This window comes from Halorubrum kocurii JCM 14978, from assembly GCF_000337355.1.
In the GTDB taxonomy this organism is placed as follows: Archaea; Halobacteriota; Halobacteria; order Halobacteriales; family Haloferacaceae; genus Halorubrum; species Halorubrum kocurii.
Map to the genome: position 1 here is coordinate 1 of NZ_AOJH01000011.1, position 20,815 is coordinate 20,815.

Below are 20,815 nucleotides of genomic sequence, written 5' to 3' on the forward strand. Positions count from 1 at the left end.
AACGCTGGCTCAGTGGAGGTCATACCTCCCGATTACCGGCGACTTAGTGTAATTATACGGTCTTTCCGCGTTTCTACATAAGAGCGTTCGTGTTTAACCAACAAACTCTTCCAGGCACCGTTGTGTTGGTTAAGAACGAGTCGCGTTCGCGAACGCCGTCAACTTCGGGATCTGCGTCTCCGCGAGTTCTCGGCGAATTTCCCTCCGATCCCAGCCAAGCGGTGCCAGCACACTCTCGATAGCTCTGACGAGTTGCGTCTCGTAGTACGACGCATCGTACGACTCTATCTCTTCGTGGGCCAACGCGACCCGTTCTCGCGAGTTCTTCTCGTCGTCGACGACCACGTACTCGATGTCCTGTCCCGGATGGACAGCAAGGTCCTGCTCTCGAGCCCGCTTCAGCGCCGCCACGTTCTGGGTGTTCTGCGTATACCCTTCGAGCGGCTTCGAGACCCGATTCCGTTTGACGAGCTGCTCGACCGGTACCGTTCCAGCGTGCAGGCGCTTGATGGCGTTCTGGAGACAGTCGAGGACGGCGTCCGGAGATCGAGTCGCGTCGAGCCGGTCGAGACAGTCCCGCTGGACGTCCTTGATCAACGGTGGGGTCGAACGCTGCCGGGCTTCGATACCGCGTATCTTGAACCCGTCGTCGCCGGCGACCTTCCCGAAGAACTTCGTTAACGCGCCGGCGTCGCTCTCGCGCTGCGGCACGAATGCCACCCAGTCGTAGTGGCCTTCGTGTTCGAGCCGGATCTCGACCTCTTCCGTGATTGCCGTCGCGAGCGTCTCGAGGTCCTCGCGGTTCTCGTCGTCGACGTCAGGGTCCGAGGTCACCCAAATGGAGTCAACGATGCCGTGGACGACCCGCCAGCCGCCGGCTTCCAGCTGCTGTTTCGCCGTCAGCAGAATCTCGCGCGCATACGCGTTGATTGCCTCGTGGCACTCGATGCGGCCGAACTTCGCGTTGCTGAATCCTTGGTACCCGAAGCAAGCCACCAGGATCCACTTTAGCGCTCCCGACCGCCCCTCAAGTTCCGCCAGTCGGTCCTCGTCGGGGTCGTCCCGCTCCTCTTCGCGACGGATGGCCGCCTTGATCTCATCACGAGCGTCGATGATCGGCTGGAGGACGTCGACGAGGTAGCCCCGGTCGTCGCAGATCGAATATCCGAGGCCGGGGACGTCGTCGCGGTCGCTGTGGCAGTCACACCGGATGACGTCCGGCGAGACGTTCCGGGTACAGATGATGTTCGGATACAACGAGGAGAAATCGAGTTCGTGGACATTCTCGTGGAGGCCGACCTCGGGCGCGAAGATGAAGCCGCCGCGGTCGGCGTCGTGGAGCGTCCCCATCGGCTTGAAGAACTCATGCCGCCAGGAGTTCCACGGCACGAGGACACCGCGATCGTGAGCCTCACAGATCTGGATCGCGGTGAGGACGTTCCCAATTGACGCCCACGCAAGCTCCTGGACGGGTTTTTTCGAGCGCGACACGAGGTCGAGGACGCCGTCGAGGTTCGTCTCCGCATAAAAGAACGTGTTCGACTCGTCGATGATCGCCCGTCCGGGCACGTTGTACCGCGCTGGGGAGTGACCGACGCGGCCGTAGCTCGAGTACGTCGAGCGACTCGCGAGCTGCTGGTAGTCGACGTCCGGCCATCGACTCAATGAGAAGTCGTCGACGCCGGCGTCCGTCGCCATCTCATGAAGCGTCGGGATAATCTCGCTCGTCGAGCAAACCAAGACATCTGGATCGTGTGCGTCGAGCGCTCCCTGGACCGCCGTGAGGAGATCCGTCGGCGAGGCGGTGACGGTGTCGCCGGCGATAGACAACTCCCCATAGACATCGTTGCTCGTTTCGGTCACCGGGACACTGAGCCGGAGCGTCGACAGCTCACTCGCGGGTGTCGGATCGACACCGCTCTCCAGACTGTACCGGAACTCTGGCGAGAAGTCGACGTTGAAGCAGGCGAGATCCCCGACAGGGTGCGCTGACAGTTGGCGTGCCTGTCGCGCAAGTGGTGTGACGCGGTCGACGTGGTCGACGTCGACAGCGAGAGCGGGCTCATCATCACGACGAAATCTGGGGCGCCGGGATACGATCTCTGTCGCGACGACATCTGGGTGTCGCTCGTATTGTGAGCGAAGTGGCGTGAGATCGATGTCGGTGTCAGGGCCACGTGCTGTGACATAGAAACGAGGTGTGTAGTCGTCGTGTTCAGTCGCGGTCGCGCCGTCGTTGGTCGCTTCCCATTCAAGGACCCGACCATCGCCAAGGAAATCGATTGTGAACGGCTTTTTCGTAAGTCACCCACCTTCTCGTCTCTACACCGGAGTCTCGCTTGACATCCTCCTCCGCCTGAAGGCGGAGGAATCCCGAGCGTTGGGATATTAGGGTTTGTAGACTCCCTGCTCTCTCGTGTTGAACGACCCGCTCTCGCGGTCGAACAGGAAGACTCCGGGCTGTGCCAACCAGCCGTTACTCATATCCCCAGTCGGGGGACTCTGAGTTATCTTACGGCGAATATTCACCGCACCGTTCACGTCCGCGTTCATCGTCGTCTCACACGACGAACAGACGTACAGACCGCGCTCTACGCGGTTACTGTCCCGAATCTGCCCACAACACGAACACGTCTTGCTCGTGTTCTCCTCGTCCACTCGATCAACGAGGATGCCGTGTTCTTCGGCCTTGTATTCGAGCAGGTTCGTGAAGCGGTCAAACTCCCATCCGTGGAGTTTCTTGTTCCCCGACGCACCCCAGTTCCGCGAGTCGCCGTTCTCATCCTCGCGGATGTCGCTAAGGTCACCAACCGCTATCTTCCCTACGTCTTCTTCGACACACCGCTGGACGATGTGTTTCGACAGGGTGTGGAGGAAGTGGTCTTTGCGTCGGGAGAGTTTCTGTCGAGCCTTCCGCGCACGCTTCGACGGCCCGTTCTCACCCTCGGTCTGGTACTCGCCGCGGGTAAAGTAGTGTTTGTCTTCTTTCAGCGTGTTCCCCGGATATAGCTCCGAGGGGCCATCCTCGTAGTCGATAGCGAGGTAGTTGCTGATACCGAGGTCGATTCCCACCGTGTTGTCGCCGGGCGCGTCCTCAACGGGAATTTCCTTCTTGCAGACGAGGTGGAGTTCCCACTCGTCGCCGTTCCAGACGGCACGCACTTGCTGGATGTTCTCAACTTCTACGTCGGGACGGGTTTCGTACTCGGCGAGGATGAAGTCAGACCGTCCATCCTTCAGGTTCCAGCCTTTCGAGAGGCGAAGTTGGCCATGTTTAGCGTCGTGTTTGATGCCTTTCTGTTTCCACGTCACGGTAGAGCGCGGGTGATCATCGCCACGTTTCCGGTAGCCCGGTGGGTTGTTGCCGTCGTCGGAGTTGTACCAGCCAGTGAACGCCTCAGCAAGCTTTTCGAGAACTCGCTGACTTGACTGAGAATGCAGGTCACTGTAGCGTTCGTGGTCTTTCAACTCTGATTTCAGTTCGGCTTCGTCGGGTATCTCACCGTCGTCGTCCCATCGCTGTTGGATGTAGTAGCGTCCGACGTTCCACAGTTTCGAGGCGGAGAACCCGCACTGGTCGAGGTCGTCACGAACCTGACTGTGGTTCGTGACGCGTGCGACGTAGGTACGGGTTGTCTCCAGCATCGCACTGTGTTTATAACTAGTTATAAAAAGATAGTATTAAAATCTGTGTTTGGCGTGGAATATCCAGCCCTGCCGTTATCGGTGGAACGTGTCACTGAGTGACGGCGTGTATCCACGGCCTGAAGGCCGTGGTATTGCGCCTGCTCCGCGTATAATCGCCGGTGTGTCTGTTCCGGATTTCGGGAAACAGAGATCGTATCGACAAGAACAGCGGACTCTCGCGGATTCGCTCTGTTAACCCCACTTCCAGAATCGTTTCCGAGTTTGTTATCTGAACCTCCGGTAGCGCGTTAACCAACAGAACGGCCGTTTCACAGATTGTTGTTGGTTAAGACTGCTATGGACAGTCCTCCATATCTTGAATTCGGTGAACAATATACTACCCCACAGATTATTATGCCGCTCTCCCGTTGGTTGGCACATAATGTCCGAAGAGCCGTCCCCACCCCACCGAGTGAGCCCGGATGGCGGCACCGAACACCGTGACGTGAACGATGTCGTCGAAGAGGAATGGATCGAGGAGACGACGCCCTTTGAACGAGTGTACGAAGTCATCTCTCGTGTGTACGATCCGCTGTCTGCAGCACAGATCGCCGAGCGCGCCCGCGTCTCACCGACCACGGCGCGAAAACACCTGCGAACGCTCGAGAGCGCTGGTGAGGTAACGACATCTCAGAACGGTCAGACGACGCACTACCGACGGTCGGAAACCGCCATCGTCACCGAACACGCCCAGTCGCTCCTCGCGGAACGGACGCCCGAAGAGATCGCGTCCGGCATCGCCGATATGAAGTCGCAGATACAGGCGTGGCGCGAGGAATACGGTGTTGATTCACCCGAGGAATTCGCCCGAGAACTGGATATCGGCGACGCTGACAGCGACCACGGCGCGCTCCTCACAGAATGGCAAACGACGCGACGTAACCTCGCGCTCGCACAGGCAACACTCGCGATCGGTGAAGTGAGTCAAACTGGTCACCTCACTGGCACGGACACAGACGACGATGGTAATGGCGATACATCCATCGTCGTATGAGTGACGACGGAGACCCCGCTCACCATATTCAGCCAGACGAGCAGTCTGAGGTATTTGGTCCTATCGACGCTGGGGCATTACGGGAGATACGAGACCTGTTTGTGGACCTCGAGCCGCTGGTCCAGACCGCGTCATTAGACGACCCCCTGAATCCACAGACACTCTCGGTTGAACTATCCGACGGCGTCGGAGCGGCGTCAACCGCTCGGATAGATGTCCGGTGGAGTCTCACCGGGAACTACGCCGCACACTACACAGATGATCGAGACCGAAATTTTCGGTTTGACTGTCACCCGAAACCCGACGCGCCGCGACGACACTTCCATTCACCCCCCGATGCTCCGAGCCGTCCCGTTGACCCATCCTGTATTGCTGTGTCTGAGACAAGCCTTGTGACGCGAGCGATTCTCCAACGGTGGCGATATGCCTACACGAATGGAACATTCGATGAGATCAACGACGCAGAAAATCCGCCATAGAAGCCTTGTCGGCACGGGTTCTTCTACCGGTACAGGATCCGTGTTTTCAGAGCACAATCAACTGCTCTTCCATTGTGAGTTACTCACCTCGATGGATCAAATAGTTGGATGGTCTCGCCGCAACCATAGTAAAATATTTTAAGATGGTAGGGGACCAACTGACTTATATGACTAACTCGCCCGACCGAACGTCAATTCCTGACGGCGGTTCGCTCCGACGGCGTGACGACTCTAATGAGGGCGATAACGGGTTCGACCTTGACGTTGAACTCCCTGAAGACAGCCTGTTCGATCTTGACGATTACTTGAAAATGTACGAAGTGGCGTCTAAGCCCAAGCAATATCTGATTCTTGAGGCGCTTGCGGAGAATAATCAACTCAGCACCAGCGAACTATCAATGGTACTTGGTGAGGAGGATAATGCGCTCCACTATCCGCTCCGGACGCTCAAGGATGTCGCACTCATCAAGAACCGACGCGATCCGAATACGGGGACTGAAGAGACCTATTCATACTACGAACTGACAGAGCTAGGACGGATCGTGTTGACCGAAGGGATCCGCGAGGGTGTCAAAATACTGGCTCGGCAAGAAGCATCTCTCGAAGACAAATATAGCAAGTAAATCGCCCCGAGGCCCTCGACAGTTTTTGCACATTCACCCTTCACTAATCACTGGGTCAAGCGATTTCATCGAAAAGTCTGATTTCGAGCAGTATCGTTCGGCGATGTCCATCAGCGCTCGTGTACGTCGAATATCGGCAATATTGTGAAGTATTACGGCTTCGAAATCGCTGGTCTGCCACGCGTCAACCGCTTCGCTACTCTCCTTGAATGGATCGACTGTGCCGTGGCCGGAAGCCACGAGCTCGTCATACACTCCAGTAAGGCTGTTCTCGCTCGTGTTGAATCGTGAGGAGAAGACCTCCATCACGTCGATGTACGGCAGCTCAGCGAACGGCCACTCGCGTTCGTGATGACTGAGCCGCGTTCGAAGGAATGGCAGATCGAACCCACCTTTCCAGGTTTCCCCGTTGTAGGCCACGAGTTTGACGTCTCGCTGTGCGATCGTGGCGTCGACGAATGTCTTGACGGCGTCCAACAGCGCGTCCTCATCGTCGTGAACAGAGAGCGTCACTGGCGTGGTGAGATGGTCGTTCACGTGCTGTTCGATATCTGGGGCACACGTACTCCCGTCTGTATTGAGGAACACTCGCGAGCCGATCTCAGCATCGAAGCCGACGACGGTCAGCTGGTCAGTCGTCGAAAACCCCGTCGTCTCGATGTCGAATGCGATCGTCGCGAGTGTACTCATTGGGGTGGCTCGCTGGCTTCTTCATCGGGTACTTGCGCATCGGTGCGCTGTTCGTCGAGCCGGTGTTCGAGCGCTTCGAGGCGTTCCTCGTGGTCTTCCAATGTGGCCTCCTGTTCGAGATCGATACTGAACAGCGCTGGCACCAGTGGATTCTGATGGTTCAATAGCCCGCTCGCGTCAGCGTGTTCGCGAGCGTACTCGAACAGTTGGTCGAAGTGTGGTTGGTCGCGGCGACGGAGCGCCCGTCGGAACTCCGCCCAGCGGTCTTCGATAGCCCGCAGCGCATCCCGATATGTCGGGTTCGTGCGTCCCATTGTTATCGCCCTCCAGGTGCTGTCCACGCATCGAGGAGCGGACTCGTGGTGAGCGACGTCGTTTCGCCGTCAGCGGTCACGCCTGTTCCGACACCTGGCGAACTCGACGTCGACGACGGGGGTGTCGCGGGTTCGAGCCCGACCTGTGTCGCCCGCGTAGCGAGCAGCTGTCGCCAGTAGGCGAACGTGGTCTGGTAGTACGCACCGTCATCAACGGGATAGACGAGTGTCTCGAACTCGTCACCGACGAGTCGCGGCCCCATCCGGGTTTGCTCACACTCAAGATGGTGCTTGGCGGCCGTCGCGACCGGTGCTGTGAACTCATCGATCGTACTCCGAGTCACGAGTACCGGGACGTCGTAGCTGTCGGCGTACGTCGCTAGCCGAGCGAGGGTTCTCGCTTGCAGTGTTTCTGCGTGCTGCTCGCTGAGCATCTCGTCGCTGCGGTACTGGGCGTCGACGGCCGGCGCAACGATGAGCGACGGGGTGTGTGGAGACGAGTCATCGTTTTGATCCATCGACTGTCGACCGGATGTGCTGGTGACAGCGGTCGATTTCTGGATGACTTGGTTTACTGCTGTCGGGAGATCGTCGACAGCGCCGTAGTGCTGGTACGCGGTAAATCCGCGTGCGACGTGGATCCGGTCGAGCAACCGCTGGCTCGGTGTGATCTGAGCCAGCGTCGTCGTCGTCGCGTGCCCGTTCGCATCGACCCAGAAGGCGGGCCCATCGTGTAACAGGAGATGGTCCAGCACGAGCGACTGGAGGATTGGGACGCCACGGCCGCCGTCTACGTCGAGCAACGTGATGCCGTCGTCGAGTGACGGTAGGAGCATCTCTTCTGTGGCTGGGTCGGCTTGATCAGTCAAGGTTCGATTGCGGTCAGCTCCCCGTGTCGGTTTGTCGGCCGCCATTCGGTTCGATGGTGGGTGAACTCCCATACTCGATAACTAGTCACTCTCTCAATAAGCGACGGCGCGGCGCTTCCGGACTTCCAGAAAGGACTGTATCAGACGCCAATTCGAACTCTGTCACCGGATTTTGTGGTGTGGTAGACTGTTTCCAAGACTCTTTCCGAGGTGGCTGCCATCTTTGATCGTCAAATTAACCAACATTTTGGTATGTCCCGGCAATTTGTTGGTTAATCCAGTTATCCTCATTGTACCGCACCTCGTCGATGATATCTCTAGATATGATATTCCAGAATATTTTATGTCACATCGATAATTCAGTGCTGCTCGATATCTAGATAACTCCGAAGAGATGGTTCGGAAACGGTTCTCGCATATGGACGTTGGAGAGCTCGGTGAGGCCGCTGTTGAGGCGATCGAAGACATCGACGGATAACCGGTATTTCGGTTATTGTTAAGTACAGCCCAGAGTTCTATATAAAGTTTATATGGTAGTGAGCCGTAGCATGGCACATGAACCGTGAGACGGAATCAAACGCCACCCAGGGTGTGTCCATATCCGTTCCAATACCCGCCGCAGACGCGGATTTGTTCAAAAGCAAGGCAACGAACGACATCTTACTATTTTTAACGAACCACCGATTCAAACAGTTCTCACAGCGCGAAGTAGCTGATCAGATTGGCCATTCCCAACAGACGGTTCGGAGAGCGATCAATACCCTCGTCGAGAACGGATTAGTGGTTGAATCGCCCGAGAACAATCAACGGCTCATTCAGATCAACCGAGAGCGACTCGCTATTCCGGACGACCCTCTCCTCCGAATACCGCAACCAGAGTTCCAGAAGCCGGTGAAGGTCGCCGTCGACGAACTCACTGGCCGTCTCGACGGCGTCATCGGAATCGTTCTTTACGGAAGTGTGGCGCGCGGCGAAGCCGATCGGCGCAGCGACATTGACCTCTGGGTGCTCACGACGAACGATCGAGCTCCAAACCAACGAGAGGCGAACGCTGTTGGTCGCGACCTCGAAGACGCCGAGTTCGACGGGAACAGGTATGCTTACGACATCGACGTTGAAACGGTCCAAGCGATTCCCACGTACACAGAAGCCGTCCGGGAAATTGTCGTTTCAGGAATCCCAATCTACAGCACTACCAAGTTTGAGACGGTCGAAAAGCTCCTCCTCGAGGAAGGTGATAGCGATGATTGACATCCTCCCCGCGATGAAGTGCGAGGATTCCCACGGCACCGCACCGCTGGGTTGGGATATTGTGGTTTACGACGTTACGCGTTCTTGAGGTGCAAACGCACCAGTTTCCTTGTCAAACAAGAACGCCGATGGCTGTGCCAACCAGCCGTTACTCCTATTCACCGAGAGATTCCATGAACTTTGAGATACTTTCTGCCGAATGTTCTCAGCGCCGTTCACATCCGCGTTCGCCACTGTACCACACTCATCACAGACATACAGTCCGCGTTGGATCTGTTGAAATTCTATTCTTCAGACACATTATCGACTGAAACAGTCGGTCACTGAAGACTGCGAATTCAGCAATAGGCCATACTAACAGGACCTAGCGGCTGGCCATCATCCAAGTGTACTATCTCCTGCTTCACTACAACGAATCCCGTCTGAAACTGCTGTAACTGTAACGAACCCGGTGTCAATACACTACTGGCCAGAGTGCGAAGTATGTACGATGTACTGACCGCGACTGGGTCATAATATATTACTTGCTGAGGATCTCAACAGAGCCTGTAATCCACCTTGAAGCCTTTGGACTGGTACACGACTGACCGACGCTCTCCACTCCCTTGTCACTTGAGCCGTCCGACTTTGTGGCCCTGTTGCGTTTCTCTCGGAGCATCTGGACGTTCTTGTGGATCTCCGAGACGAGTGGCCCGATCCCGACACCGTCTGCCGATTCAACAGATCATACCGGGTCCGAACATCCGAACGTACAAGACACCGCCTCCCAAGAAATATACAGATGAGTGTGCCGCTGCGTGACATCAGGCTGGTCCGCGACGGTGAGAAGCAGCGCACTCCGAATTTGATCGGTCTTGATGAATCGACCACGACGGTAGAAGGAACGCGATATACCATTGTAGTCGCCGTTCGTACTGCTCGAGAAGACGATATCTCTCTTCTCCGCGCACTTATTGAAAATGACCTCCAGCCGTTCAAGCACAAATCATCGTCACTACTCCGTTACGGAGATGTCTCTACAGAGGAGCGTGCTAGGCGGGTCCAAGGACTTATCGAGGATCTTCGATCGCTACCGGTCTCTTGGAGTGCCATCCTCTGGGAGGGCTCCGACAAGGCTACTGGACTCGCGACATGCGCAGTTACAGCTGCAAAAAAATCAATCACTAACCCACTCCAGGTGGGAGACCTTGCCCATGGATGTGGCAAAACGGCGTTCCTTCATGATGGTCGTGAAGATGCTCACAGCAATTATTTTCACCAGCTAAAGCTCCAGATGCCTTCAGCATTCGACACCAGTTTTCAGCAGTCCATCTGTCCTGTTTTGTTAACGTTCATGGAGGGGGCTGATCGGACATATCCCGCAACGAATACGGCAGACTACATTGCTGGTCATATTACCCGTCTGTTGGAGAATGGTCGATCTGAGCTCCCACCCCAGGTTCTCGATTTTGACCCATCATGGGTAGATCCTGCACCTCAGGCAGAGGTTCCCTACCAACTTGACTCGATTCGTCCGATTCGCGAAGAGGGCGTCCGCTCCCGAGTACTCGCTTGGATTTTGGGAAAAGGAATTCCGATGAATCCGTCGCCAACAAACCGGGACCCGTACCGCGATCACGTAAGCCAGATCGACGATTCCACTGTGCGATCCTATCTACTGGAGGAACTGTAGAGATGAAGACCGGATGTCGTCGGATCGTGAGCCACTACCTCACTATCCTAACCGGGAGAGGCGGCGCGTTACGCTAACCGCCTCCCCCGCATCCTCATGTGTACATAACTCGGTCCAAATGAAAAGCGTTGCTAACATGACCGGGAATTACTCATACAAGAATGGAAACTAGATTAACATGCCCGTTAATCTTTTTCTCAAGCAGGTATTATGATTTGATACGATGAGCCAGCCCAAGGAGTACACAATATCAGACAAGACCGAACTGGAAATTGGTGAAGGATCATTTACTGCTCAGGAAAAAAACGCACTGCAATCTGTGGGGGTACTGAGTGTCAAATCGTACAGCAGTAGTGGGGGTGTAAATAAAGCGTATATCGATATTGAGGCCCTTGCTAGGATGGCGTTTGAACACGATCTGCTTCGAAGCGTAGCAAGCAGGGTAGAAATTGATATTCTTGAAGCCTTCCGACGTAGCGATGAGAACACACTCACAACCTCTGAAATTGCCAATATGACTGAGCGACCAAAATCAAGCATTAGTCGGGCACTTTCTCAACTGGTTGAGAAGAACAAATTGACAAAAGTTCAAGCTGGTGTATATCGACACCCCTAGTAGCTCTCCATCAAAACAAAGTAGAATCCGGAGCCTCTGTTGATATCCTCCGTAAGTAGCAGATTCTGACCCGACTGTGTTCAATTCAGAGATATAGCCAACAATCAGTACACATACTTCTGTCGACGTTTCGTACCGACAGAAGATCATCACTCCGTCGAGCATGTCTAAACAGCGAATCCAATGGCGGCATCCATAAGGAAGGGAATATGTCTGAAGAAGGGGACTTGTACAAAGCCACGAGATACCTACTCCAGGCCTCTGAGTCACGACATCGGCGACGCAGCTGCTGAATCAACCAGTGAGTACTCGCGGTCTCGACTCGTGCCTTCTGCTTCGAGGAGATTGTACTGTGCCATCTTCGAAAGGTAGGTTCGGACGGTGCGCTTTGTCCGCGGATCGTCGACCGCCTCAGTATAGCGGTCGTGGATCTCGCTGGGTCCAAGCGGGCCGTGGTCGCGAACAATATCATAGACGACCCGCTGGTGCGGCGTGAGCGAGTCGAGGCTCTTCTGTTTGATTTGTGCCCGAGCATCTTCAGCAGCGTTTATGAGAATATCGTTGGTGATCTCCTCGTGATTTTCGCGATCAGCCGTGCTGGCTGCGCTGCGAAGCATCCCGATCGCAAGACGAGCGTCGCCAGCGGCGGCATCAGCAATCTGATAGAGCTGCTTGTCGGTGATGACGCCGTTTTCAAGGCCCCACTTCGTTCGAGCACTCAGAATATCGTAGAGTTGCTCGTTGTGGTACTTGTCCATCCGGACGTGTTCGCTGGAGCGAAGCCGACTCACAAGGCGGTCGTCGACGCGGCTGAACAGCTCTTCTTCTTTGTTCGCGATACAGATCACCGCGAACTGCTCCATACTGTGGAGGTCGTAGATAATGCTCGGGTCTTCGAGTTGGTCGACCTCGTCGAGGATGACGACGGTTCGAGGGCCGTCGTACTGTTGGAGCCGATCAATGAGCTCGTCGTGGGGTGTCGACTGGCGGTGGATGTCTATCGTGGCCCCGATGTCGTCGAGGATCTGGTACAGCGTTCGGAAGCGGCTGTAGTTTCGCCAGCAGTTGACGTAGGTGGCCTCGACGTCGAGAACTTCCTCGCGGAGCCGTTCAGTAACGAACTTCGAGACACAGGTTTTGCCGACACCGCTCGGGCCGGTGACAATGGCTGTGTCAGCCGGCTCGCCGTTCGTGATCGGTTCGAGAACGCTCGAGAGNCGGCGTCGCGATGCTCGACTTCTCGAGGAACGAACCCGGCGCGGAGGACGCGAGCATCACGGATCATCTGTGAGTAGGTAGCTATTCTCTGGGTAAGTGGTAAAAGTGTGACTGGGTAGATTCCGGAAAAGCTCTGATCGCAGTCGTATATCCTCCTCGATTGCTCCGACGTCTCTCGATTCTGATTGTGGAAACACACTGTTTCCGGAAACATTCAGAAACCCAGTCAACGCTGTGGAGCTCGCTCTATACTAATCACGATAGCCCGAGTCGGATGGATCTCATGGAGAGTACTGTCTGACGTGCTCATCGAGATCGCTAGGTCGTAGATACAGACAGACAACTCTAGCTCTGGTTTCCTTCGTCAAATACGGCGGCAAAGTCCTCGAGAAGCTCCTGTGGTGACCTCTCATCATCGCGAGATGGAAGTGGTACTTCCCAGCATTCGATTTGGAGTGTGTGCGCATTGGATACCGGCTCCGGATCGGTTACTACATTGAAGATACCGGTGTGATAGATAGCAAGTAGTCGCTGGTCATGAACACCGACATAATCGATACCAGCCCGATCCAGGACTGCTGGAATGTCTGTGGGCGCAGATAGCGAGACAGAGGCGCTTGGAGACGCTGAGTCGCTCATACCTTGGCTTGGTCCATCGCACAGATAAAGACCCGTCTCCGGAAAGGTCTACTCTCAATAATTAACCAACAGAAAGCAACAGCAGCGGGATTTTGTTGGTTAAGCTATCCGCGCCGCTAGGCCCGGTGACGATGGCGGTGTTGCCAGGTTCTCCATTCGTGATAGACTCGAGGACGCTGGAGGGATGGTTGATTTCGGCGTTACGGTGCTCAAGGCATCAGGGATTATCTGTCGAACACCCCTCGTTGCCGCTGTAAACATCTCCCGGAGAGACGGTATGGTGGATCGAAAGGGATAGACCCCTCGTTGCCGCTGTAAAACCACAGTAGAGTGGTTTATACAGTGAATTAATTCTGTGGAAAAAGCTTGTGAAGAGAATGTATAATGTGAAAAACGGGGTATCTACTGTGAGCGGACAACACAACGGGAGCTCATATCGGTAGCTCTCACACCCCATATTCGATATGAAATCGGAGATTGACGTAGAAGTAAGATGACTCTCACACACCGTCTTCGATATGAAATCGGTTCTTCCACAGAGGAAATTGCTCTAAATCCAATTTGTACGGTCTAATACGGCAGTATTCGTGTTTTGTTCGAGCATTTCATCTCGAAGAACCTGCTGCCATTCCTCACAATGAAATCTCATGGAAGGGCTCGCACACAGTGTTTTCGTATTTCATTTCGATGACGGGGTGTGTGGATGGGGCTGATTTCCGGGCTAGATGGCTTCATATCGACTGAGGGGTGCTCACTTCGAAGAAGATCTCCCGCGGCCAGGACTCTGAGGTGGGATTTCATTTCGAAGAAGGGGTGTCTGTCTTGCTGTCTGAGATTTCATATCGATGGAGGGGTCTTCACTTCGAAGTTGGTGTGTGATGATATGAAAGGGGCAGGAAATTCATTTCGACGGAGGGGTGCTCATATCGACATCGCCCCTTTCATTTCGACTTCACCCCCTTCATTTCGACAAAGGTTATTAAGGGTTAGATCACAATGACCACTATGGAAGGCGACGAAACCGACTCGGGGCAGCCAGATACCGAGTCTGGTGGGTCACAAGAGTCCGGATCATCTGTCGTGGATAGCATCCTCGACGGCGACGTACAGACTGTTTTTGAAAACAAGGACCTGGTTGACTCGAGTACGATTGTCGATCAGGATCGGATCTACGGCCGGGACGAGCAACTCGCTGCCGAAGCTCGGGCGTTTCGGGACACTCTCGATGGTGAGCGACCGCCGGATCTGCTTTTGTACGGTCCCAGTGGAACAGGCAAGACCCTGACAGTGAAAGCCGTCGCGAACAAAGTCAAAGAACGAGCTCAGGAGAGCGGTATTGAGTTCGACTTTGTGGCAGTCAATTTCAAAACAATGGAGTCCCACACGCTCGACCGCGCTGTGTGGAAGCTAGGCCACCAGACGGCACGGAAAGCGGGCGTGGTTTGGGATGTCCCTCGGTCGGGTGTCTCGACCGATATGAAATACACCCGGCTCTACGAGATCGTCGACGATCACTTCGACTCACTCGTGTTCATCCTCGACGAGATCGACGCGCTGACCGGCAGTACAGGCGCAGACGAACCGGCGTACTCTCGACTGCTCTATAGTTTGAGCCGAGTCATGTCGGAACAGCATGTTGATACGCAACTGTCAACGGTGGTTGTCACTAACTACCCGAAGTTCCGCGAGAACCTTGACAGCCGGACTGACAGCTCCTACAATCCGAACGGGATTCATTTCTCGGATTACGACGCCAACGAGCTCATCGAAATTCTCGAACGACGTCGAGATGCGTTTAAACAAGACGCCCTCGAAGATGGAGTAATCGAGATCGTGGCTGCGTACGGTGCTCAAAACGAAGGTGATGCGCGTCGCGCGATCGATCTGCTCCGGGATGCTGGAGAAATCGCGAACCGGGCGGGCGACCCGGTGGTGACGCAGGACCACGTCAGATCGGCAAACGACTCTGTGGTGAAGAATCGGGTCCTTGAGATCGTTGGTGGGATGTCTGTCCAAAAGAAGCTGTCTCTGTACGCTGCCGCACTTGTCGCGAAAGAGAATGAGGGAGCGGCTCCGAGCCCTGTGGTGTACGACATCTACAAAATTCTCTGTGAGGGAAGCGACATGGAAATATATACACAAGAAACAGTCAACAGCCACATCAATAAGGCCGGAACGTACGGTGTTCTGGAAAGCGAACGGGTCAGTGGTGGATTCAAATCGGGTGTCCACTTGGTTTTCAAGTTCACCGAGCCCGTTGGGGCTGTTCTAGATACATTGAGAGAAGACGAGCGACTCCAAGAGATTCCTGCGAAAGAACTTGTAGAGGTCGTGAAAAGACGGTTGCGGGATTAGTAGTCCGGTCCACACAGCCAGTTCGTACTCTTTATCAACCGGCTGTTTCAGATGTAGTGCGAAATAGTTCGAGGCCCTCGTCATTGAGATTGGACTCAATATCCTCAATTGGGTGCCCATCTCGGATGAACTGTTTGTAGTGTTTAAACTCAGGTGAAATCTATTCGACCCAGAGAGACGTTCTAATCGGTGGTTGTGGCTTGATGAGGTACCCAATCTGTATCAGATGAACGCCACTAGGGTTGACGCTCTCGTGTAGCACATTGTTGATGGACTGCCGTCTTGCGATTTGCGGTTGCGTGAATTGAATTAGAAGTCCACGGTAGAAGTGCTTAGAAGCTCGAGTAGAGCTCCCACTCAGCTAGTGATGTCTGTACCAACAATCTCCTACAGATGAGCGAGGGTTGAAGTTACAAGTATGTTGCCAACACCGTCAGAAGTTTCAAATAAACCTCGGTGAGGTGGGTGCTCGCATGTACTTCTCATCAGGGGAAAAGAATAATTACCATAGGATAAGTAGGTAAACCGACATAACACTGTGAGACTACTAGCACGGTTACACGCGCGGGCTGATGCCGCATACGACAACGCGTATCACCACAAGCTCCAAGGTCGGATCTGGCGAGCGTTACAAGACACGGAGTACGAACAGTATCATGACGAAAACCGCCAACCAGGATTCAATTACAGTAACCCCTTCCCGCCGGGAGATATGCAGGAAGGGGACGAGCGAACTCTCCTAATTTCGGCCCCCCAAGAGCAACTACTGACTGATGTTGCAGAAGACCTGACTTCCGATCGCGAGCTCAATATCGGCCAGATGCCGTTCTATATCGACGAACTCACGTCACTGTCACCGGATGTCGGCGAACCAGGGAGCAGCGGAACGATCGAGACTGGCACTGGACTCCTCGTGCGCATCCCACCATGGCGTTGTGACGATTATGGAATTGAGAACCCCGGCGAAGAGGCGGTGTATTGGCAGCCAGAACACACAATCGAGCCACTGCGCGAGCAGGTCGAAGCGAATCTCGACCAGAAACACGATCTGTTCAGCCCGGAATACCTTCCCGGCCCAAGCGACACTGAGGGCGATCTCTTCGAGGGATACGAGCTACTGAAGACGTTCGCCGTCCCGCTCCAGGTAACCGCAGACCAGGAGCTAACCTTCGTGCTCTCGAAGTGGCAGTTCAACTACACCGTTCGAGACGATGACCATCGACGCCACCTCAACCTCGCGCTGGACTGCGGGCTTGGGGAACGAAACGCGCTGGGATTGGGCTTCTGTAACTTGGTCGAGAAACGTGACCCATACGGCGAACCCGCGGCGGAGGTCCACGGATGAGCCTGCTTCCGGAGCCATCGACGTTCGAGGAGCGTTACAGCGACGACGAGGAGTTGGCGAGCGAGCTTCCGGATCGACCGATCACCTCGCTACGCGATCTCCAGTACGTCTACGGCCGTCTGTACACGCTTGCGACCACCGGCGGAGGTGAGTACGCGGCCTATCTGACACCGGAGAAATCCACGGATCTGTTCGACGAGCCGGAGAGCCTGCTCTACCTCCGAATCGATCTGAGCGGCGACGAACCGCGCCTCGACCCCGATCAACCGGTCGGCGTCGAGAGCTACGGCGAGGAGAAAGTCGAAGCAGTTGCCCATTCTTGGTTCAACGCTGCCGCAGGGTTCGATCACAGCGTCACCCATCGGACAGGCAAGAACAAAGAGCCGGAGAAGGTCGCAGAGTATCTCCATGAGCGACTCACCGCGTGGTCGGCCGACGACGTGATCCAAGAGGCCGCTGTCGACCACGAGGATGGGTGGGTCATCGACGCACTCGCTACACTCGGCGAGAGTGAGGGGCTGAGAGAACGCATCGAAGCGGCCGTCGACGAACAGCTCGACGGCAAGACCACAGCGCTCACGACTGTCGCAGTCAAACTCGAGCCTGACGGCGAGTACCTTCTGCCGGGCGAGGCGAGCCCCGTCTTCAACGAGGCGATGCGGGCGCGCAAGCGATCGAAGCTCGTCTCGAAGGGGGAGGCCACGAACTCCGTCGGCGAGGCGACGGACCTCGTGACTGGCGGCCGAGGCCCGACTGTCGGGACAGCTGAGGATCCGCTGAACTACTTCCTTGGCAAGCAGCTTGAGAAGTTCCCCGGGTTCGATCCGGACGAGGCGTGGCGGACGCACCCAGTCTCGGAAGACGTCGCAGTGACGCTGATGAACGCGAGTACGTTCGTCGACGCCTGCGACTACTACACGATGGGAGCGAACGTCTACTACCTCCCGTACTTCTTCGGGCGGCTCGGTCCGACAGACGCGAGGGACCTCTACGGACTCCTCTACGACTTAGTACACGCCGGAGAAATGAGCCCGCTCGAGAGCGCCTACCGAAGCTATCAGGACACCCCGCGACTGCAGGAAGTGGGAGAACGCTTCCGGTTCTACGTCGCTGCAGTGATGGAACACCAGACGAAGCGCTTCGACGTGTTCGGCGACAGCATGGACGGGACGCTATTCTCGCCCGTCGAGCTCACTAGAGCTCACCAGCGGGTGCTCCAGTCGTGGCTGTACGACGCGGAGGGTGACGCCGACCATCCCGGTCCGGGGCTTCGAGCCGCCTTCCCGACACCGGACAACTGGGACATCTTCGTTCCGGAGGAGTCGGTATTGCTGAGTACCCTCGCAACCGGCTGGTACTTCGAACAGACGTTCGCGCCGGCCGATGACGACGACGCCAGCGCCGACGACTACCGGATCCGTGCGCTCGTGGCTGTACTCTCGGGCGAACCGCTCGGTGTCGAGACGGTGCTCACAGAGTACGTGGAACGACTGCTTGAGGACGAGGGCGAGGAGTTCCCGAGCTTCCGTGTCTCCGCACAGTACGCACAGCTCTGTGCGCTCACCGAAGCGGGGCTTCTCACCGGACGCGACGCGTACAAACCGGTCGCAGAGGCGCCGCAGTTGACACACGACTATTCGACACACGATATGCAACAGGACACACCAGCCCGAGCCGACGGTGGGGACGTCGCCGCGGCCCGGGAGACGAAGCTCGAACAGTTCCTTGAACAGACGCCGGCGCTCGCAGAGGACCAGCCCGAACGGCGTGGCAGTTTCCTCCTTGGCGCACTGGTCGGGCAAGTAACCGGCTACCAGCAAGTGAGCGAGGGACGCTCGACGACACTAATCGACCAGTACCCGATCAAGGCCGTCACGGAGTCGAAGCTGAAGCGCCTCGCGAGCGATGTGCTTGACAAGAACATTGTCTACTCCCGGGAGAACAATATGGCCGGGACAATGTACAGCGAGGTCGTCGATCGGCTGGTGACGACGCTTCCCCGGATCGATATCGACGGCGACTGGGAGCTCGACACGACAGACCTTCGGTTCTACTACTCGCTCGGAGTTGCCTACGGGATGAACAACTGGGCGAGCAGCGACGACGAACAGGCCGGTGACCAGCCCGCAGCCGAGGAGGAAGAAGCATGACCGACGACACATACGCCGACGACAGCTACGACCCGGTAACGAACCGATCCGAGATCGTCTTCTGCTACGACGCCGTCGACGCCAACCCGAACGGAAACCCCCTGAGCGGGGCGAACCGGCCGCGAATCGATCCCGAGACTCAGCAGGCGATCGTGACCGACGTCCGGCTGAAGCGCTACCTCCGCGACCAGCTCGACGACGACGGCCACGGCGTGTACGTGCGGAACGTCAAAAACGAGGCGGGCAAGCAGTCCTCGCGTGAAGACCTGCTCGCCGACCGGATGCGTGAGCTAGACCCGGACGACTGGGACCTCGGCGATCTGGACGACGATGAGGCGTCCGAACTCCGCGAGGAAGTATTCGGCACGTTCCTTGACGCCAGCGCCGACGTGCGGTATTTCGGCGCGACGATGAGCGTCGACATGAAGGGGAGCTACGAGGGATTCGAGGACTACCTTCCGGACCACTTCACCGGGCCGGTCCAGTTCTCGCCCGCGAAGACGCTCCACCCTGTAACCGAGAACGAGGAGTACAACAGTCTCACGAGCGTCATCGCGACCGGTGAAGGGAAAGAGCAGGGTGGGTTCGACCTCGACGACCACCGTATTCAGTACGGCTTCATCGCGTTTCACGGATTGGTCGATGAGCATGGCGCCGCTGACACGAAACTCTCTGAGGCGGACGTCGAGCGTCTCGACACCCTCCCATGGCGCGCGATCAAGAACCAGACCATCAGTCGGAGCAAGGTTGGCCAAGAGCCACGACTCTACCTCCGTGTGGAGTACGAGGACGAGAGCTTCCACCTCGGTGGGCTCACTCGAGATCTCGACATCGATGAAGAGCGCTCGGCCCCTGTGGACGAACTCCGAAACGTCCGAGAGTTCACGCTCGATGGGACTGAGCTCGTCTCCCGGCTGGGCCGCCACGCCGACCGTATCGCCCGCGTTCGTGTCGTCGTCAGCGACGTGCTTGACGTGACCGTCGGCGATGAGGTCTACACAGCGGACGACAAGCCCAGCGAGCATGGCTTCTATGACGCGCTCCGCGAGGCTGTCGGCGACGCGGTCGAGGTCGTCGACGTCTACGACGAGGCTGCCGCGACGATGCCCAAGTGATGGCCCAAGAGTCACTTGAGAGCTGGACCGACGAGGGCGAGGCGCTCCCAGAGACGTGTCTCTCGTTCGAACTCCGCGGAGAGTGGGGCCACTTTCGACGGGTTGAGGGGAACATCGTCAAACAGACGTACCGGATCATTCCCCGGACGACCGTCGCCGGCCTCGTCGCCGCGATGCTCGGACTGGACCGAGACAGCTACTACGAGGCGTTCAGCCAGAACGTATCGGCTGTCGCGGTGGAGCCGATCGACGAACTCCGAGCGATTAATATGCCGATGAACACGCTCTCGACGGCCAAAGAGCACATGACGACGATGCCCAGCCGCGGGCATGCACGGATCTCGATGCCGGACCCGTCGGAACTCCGCCAGCAACACAACTACGAGGTGCTGGTCGAACCGGCCTACCGTGTCGACCTTCAGCTCGCGAACGACGATCTCCGAGGCCGACTGCAGGACCGACTCCGCGATGGGACGTCCTACTACCCGCCGAGTCTCGGCCTCTCGGAGCATCTTGCAGAGGTCACGTATCTCGGCGAGTTCGAGGTAACGCCACACGAGCGCGAGACTACCAATGTCGATTCGGCGGTACTCGAAGCCGTCGATAGCGTCGAACTTACCCCTGAAACAGAGGTCAAAGTCGAACGGTCACCGGCGTTTATGGCGGCCGACGAAGGTGGTCGGACGACGACAGCGTTCCAGTCGATTGCGTACGCAACTGGAGCGGAGCCACTCCGAGTACATGATGTCAAGACCCACGAGGTCGACGGTCGACGGGTGATGTTCTCGTGAGCCGCGA

At 56.5% G+C, this 20,815-nt stretch carries 16 protein-coding genes and 3 pseudogenes; 10 read left to right on the top strand and 9 right to left on the bottom strand.

All coding sequences use genetic code 11. The annotated features are described in order from the left end of the window. Nucleotides 1-129: 129 nt before the first annotated feature. Nucleotides 130-2,283 (bottom strand): type B DNA-directed DNA polymerase, encoded by a 2,154-nt coding sequence (locus tag C468_RS01265; protein WP_049911833.1) that lies wholly within the window; start codon nt 2,281-2,283, stop codon nt 130-132. Between the two features lie 105 nt (nt 2,284-2,388). After that, the gene (locus C468_RS01270) at nt 2,389-3,645 is read right to left on the bottom strand and encodes an RNA-guided endonuclease InsQ/TnpB family protein (protein WP_008847057.1); all 1,257 of its coding nucleotides are present in this window, start codon (nt 3,643-3,645) and stop codon (nt 2,389-2,391) included. Between the two features lie 487 nt (nt 3,646-4,132). Between C468_RS01270 and C468_RS01275 the strand changes: the two genes are divergently transcribed. Next, the gene (locus C468_RS01275; protein ID WP_008847058.1) at nt 4,133-4,681 is read left to right on the top strand and encodes a winged helix-turn-helix domain-containing protein; all 549 of its coding nucleotides are present in this window, start codon (nt 4,133-4,135) and stop codon (nt 4,679-4,681) included. Between the two features lie 646 nt (nt 4,682-5,327). Continuing rightward, entirely contained in the window at nt 5,328-5,783 is a 456-nt protein-coding gene (locus C468_RS01280; RefSeq protein WP_241430962.1) for a MarR family winged helix-turn-helix transcriptional regulator, read from the top strand. Nucleotides 5,784-5,816: 33 nt separating this feature from the next. Here the strand turns inward: C468_RS01280 and C468_RS01285 are convergent, their stop codons facing one another. The 3 genes from C468_RS01285 to C468_RS01290 are packed head-to-tail and all read right to left on the bottom strand — an operon-like array spanning nt 5,817 to nt 7,728. Then, nucleotides 5,817-6,473, bottom strand: coding sequence for a ribonuclease H-like domain-containing protein (locus tag C468_RS01285; protein ID WP_008847060.1), 657 nt, complete (start codon nt 6,471-6,473; stop codon nt 5,817-5,819). Continuing rightward, nucleotides 6,470-6,787: a hypothetical protein gene (locus tag C468_RS17320; RefSeq protein ID WP_008847061.1), complete on the bottom strand. Its 318-nt coding sequence runs from the start codon at nt 6,785-6,787 to the stop codon at nt 6,470-6,472. The genes C468_RS01285 and C468_RS17320 overlap by 4 nt, the downstream gene beginning before the upstream one ends. 2 nt (nt 6,788-6,789) lie before the next feature. Continuing rightward, nucleotides 6,790-7,728: a hypothetical protein gene (locus tag C468_RS01290; protein WP_049911834.1), complete on the bottom strand. Its 939-nt coding sequence runs from the start codon at nt 7,726-7,728 to the stop codon at nt 6,790-6,792. 483 nt (nt 7,729-8,211) lie between these two features. Here C468_RS01290 and C468_RS01295 point away from each other — a divergent pair, with 483 nt between their 5' ends. Beyond that, entirely contained in the window at nt 8,212-8,907 is a 696-nt protein-coding gene (locus tag C468_RS01295) for a nucleotidyltransferase domain-containing protein (protein ID WP_008847063.1), read from the top strand. Nucleotides 8,908-8,973: 66 nt separating this feature from the next. On the opposite strand, the pseudogene C468_RS17325 reads toward C468_RS01295, so the two are convergent. Continuing rightward, nucleotides 8,974-9,183 (bottom strand): annotated as a pseudogene (locus tag C468_RS17325) (RNA-guided endonuclease TnpB family protein); the annotation flags it as partial. A gap of 505 nt (nt 9,184-9,688) precedes the next feature. Here C468_RS17325 and C468_RS17880 point away from each other — a divergent pair. Together C468_RS17880 and C468_RS17330 are read left to right on the top strand one after the other, a co-directional pair. Beyond that, the gene (locus C468_RS17880) at nt 9,689-10,579 is read left to right on the top strand and encodes a hypothetical protein (protein ID WP_152422841.1); all 891 of its coding nucleotides are present in this window, start codon (nt 9,689-9,691) and stop codon (nt 10,577-10,579) included. Nucleotides 10,580-10,802: 223 nt separating this feature from the next. Next, nucleotides 10,803-11,195: a helix-turn-helix domain-containing protein gene (locus C468_RS17330; RefSeq protein ID WP_080510582.1), complete on the top strand. Its 393-nt coding sequence runs from the start codon at nt 10,803-10,805 to the stop codon at nt 11,193-11,195. A gap of 266 nt (nt 11,196-11,461) precedes the next feature. Here C468_RS17330 and C468_RS01300 read toward each other — a convergent pair. The 3 genes and pseudogenes from C468_RS01300 to C468_RS19185 all read right to left on the bottom strand — a co-directional run. Next, a pseudogene (locus tag C468_RS01300) lies at nt 11,462-12,480 on the bottom strand (Cdc6/Cdc18 family protein). A 278-nt stretch (nt 12,481-12,758) separates the two neighbouring features. Continuing rightward, nucleotides 12,759-13,052, bottom strand: coding sequence for a hypothetical protein (locus C468_RS17885; RefSeq protein ID WP_152422842.1), 294 nt, complete (start codon nt 13,050-13,052; stop codon nt 12,759-12,761). A 109-nt stretch (nt 13,053-13,161) separates the two neighbouring features. Beyond that, nucleotides 13,162-13,266: pseudogene (locus tag C468_RS19185) on the bottom strand (AAA family ATPase); the annotation flags it as partial. 866 nt (nt 13,267-14,132) lie between these two features. Here C468_RS19185 and C468_RS01305 point away from each other — a divergent pair. From C468_RS01305 to cas5b, 5 genes are all read left to right on the top strand, one after another. Next, on the top strand, nt 14,133-15,407 hold the full coding sequence (locus C468_RS01305) for a Cdc6/Cdc18 family protein (RefSeq protein WP_008847065.1): 1,275 nt from the start codon (nt 14,133-14,135) through the stop codon (nt 15,405-15,407). Between the two features lie 538 nt (nt 15,408-15,945). Then, the gene (gene cas6, locus C468_RS01310; RefSeq protein WP_080510583.1) at nt 15,946-16,752 is read left to right on the top strand and encodes a CRISPR-associated endoribonuclease Cas6; all 807 of its coding nucleotides are present in this window, start codon (nt 15,946-15,948) and stop codon (nt 16,750-16,752) included. Beyond that, a complete protein-coding gene (gene cas8b / locus C468_RS01315; protein ID WP_008847067.1) occupies nt 16,749-18,902 on the top strand; it encodes a type I-B CRISPR-associated protein Cas8b/Csh1 in 2,154 nt (717 codons plus the stop codon). Before cas6 ends, cas8b begins: the two co-directional genes overlap by 4 nt. Continuing rightward, nucleotides 18,899-20,017 (top strand): type I-B CRISPR-associated protein Cas7/Csh2, encoded by a 1,119-nt coding sequence (gene cas7b / locus C468_RS01320; RefSeq protein WP_008847068.1) that lies wholly within the window; start codon nt 18,899-18,901, stop codon nt 20,015-20,017. Before cas8b ends, cas7b begins: the two co-directional genes overlap by 4 nt. Next, the gene (gene cas5b, locus C468_RS01325) at nt 20,017-20,808 is read left to right on the top strand and encodes a type I-B CRISPR-associated protein Cas5b (RefSeq protein ID WP_008847069.1); all 792 of its coding nucleotides are present in this window, start codon (nt 20,017-20,019) and stop codon (nt 20,806-20,808) included. The genes cas7b and cas5b overlap by 1 nt, the downstream gene beginning before the upstream one ends. Nucleotides 20,809-20,815 lie beyond the last annotated feature (7 nt).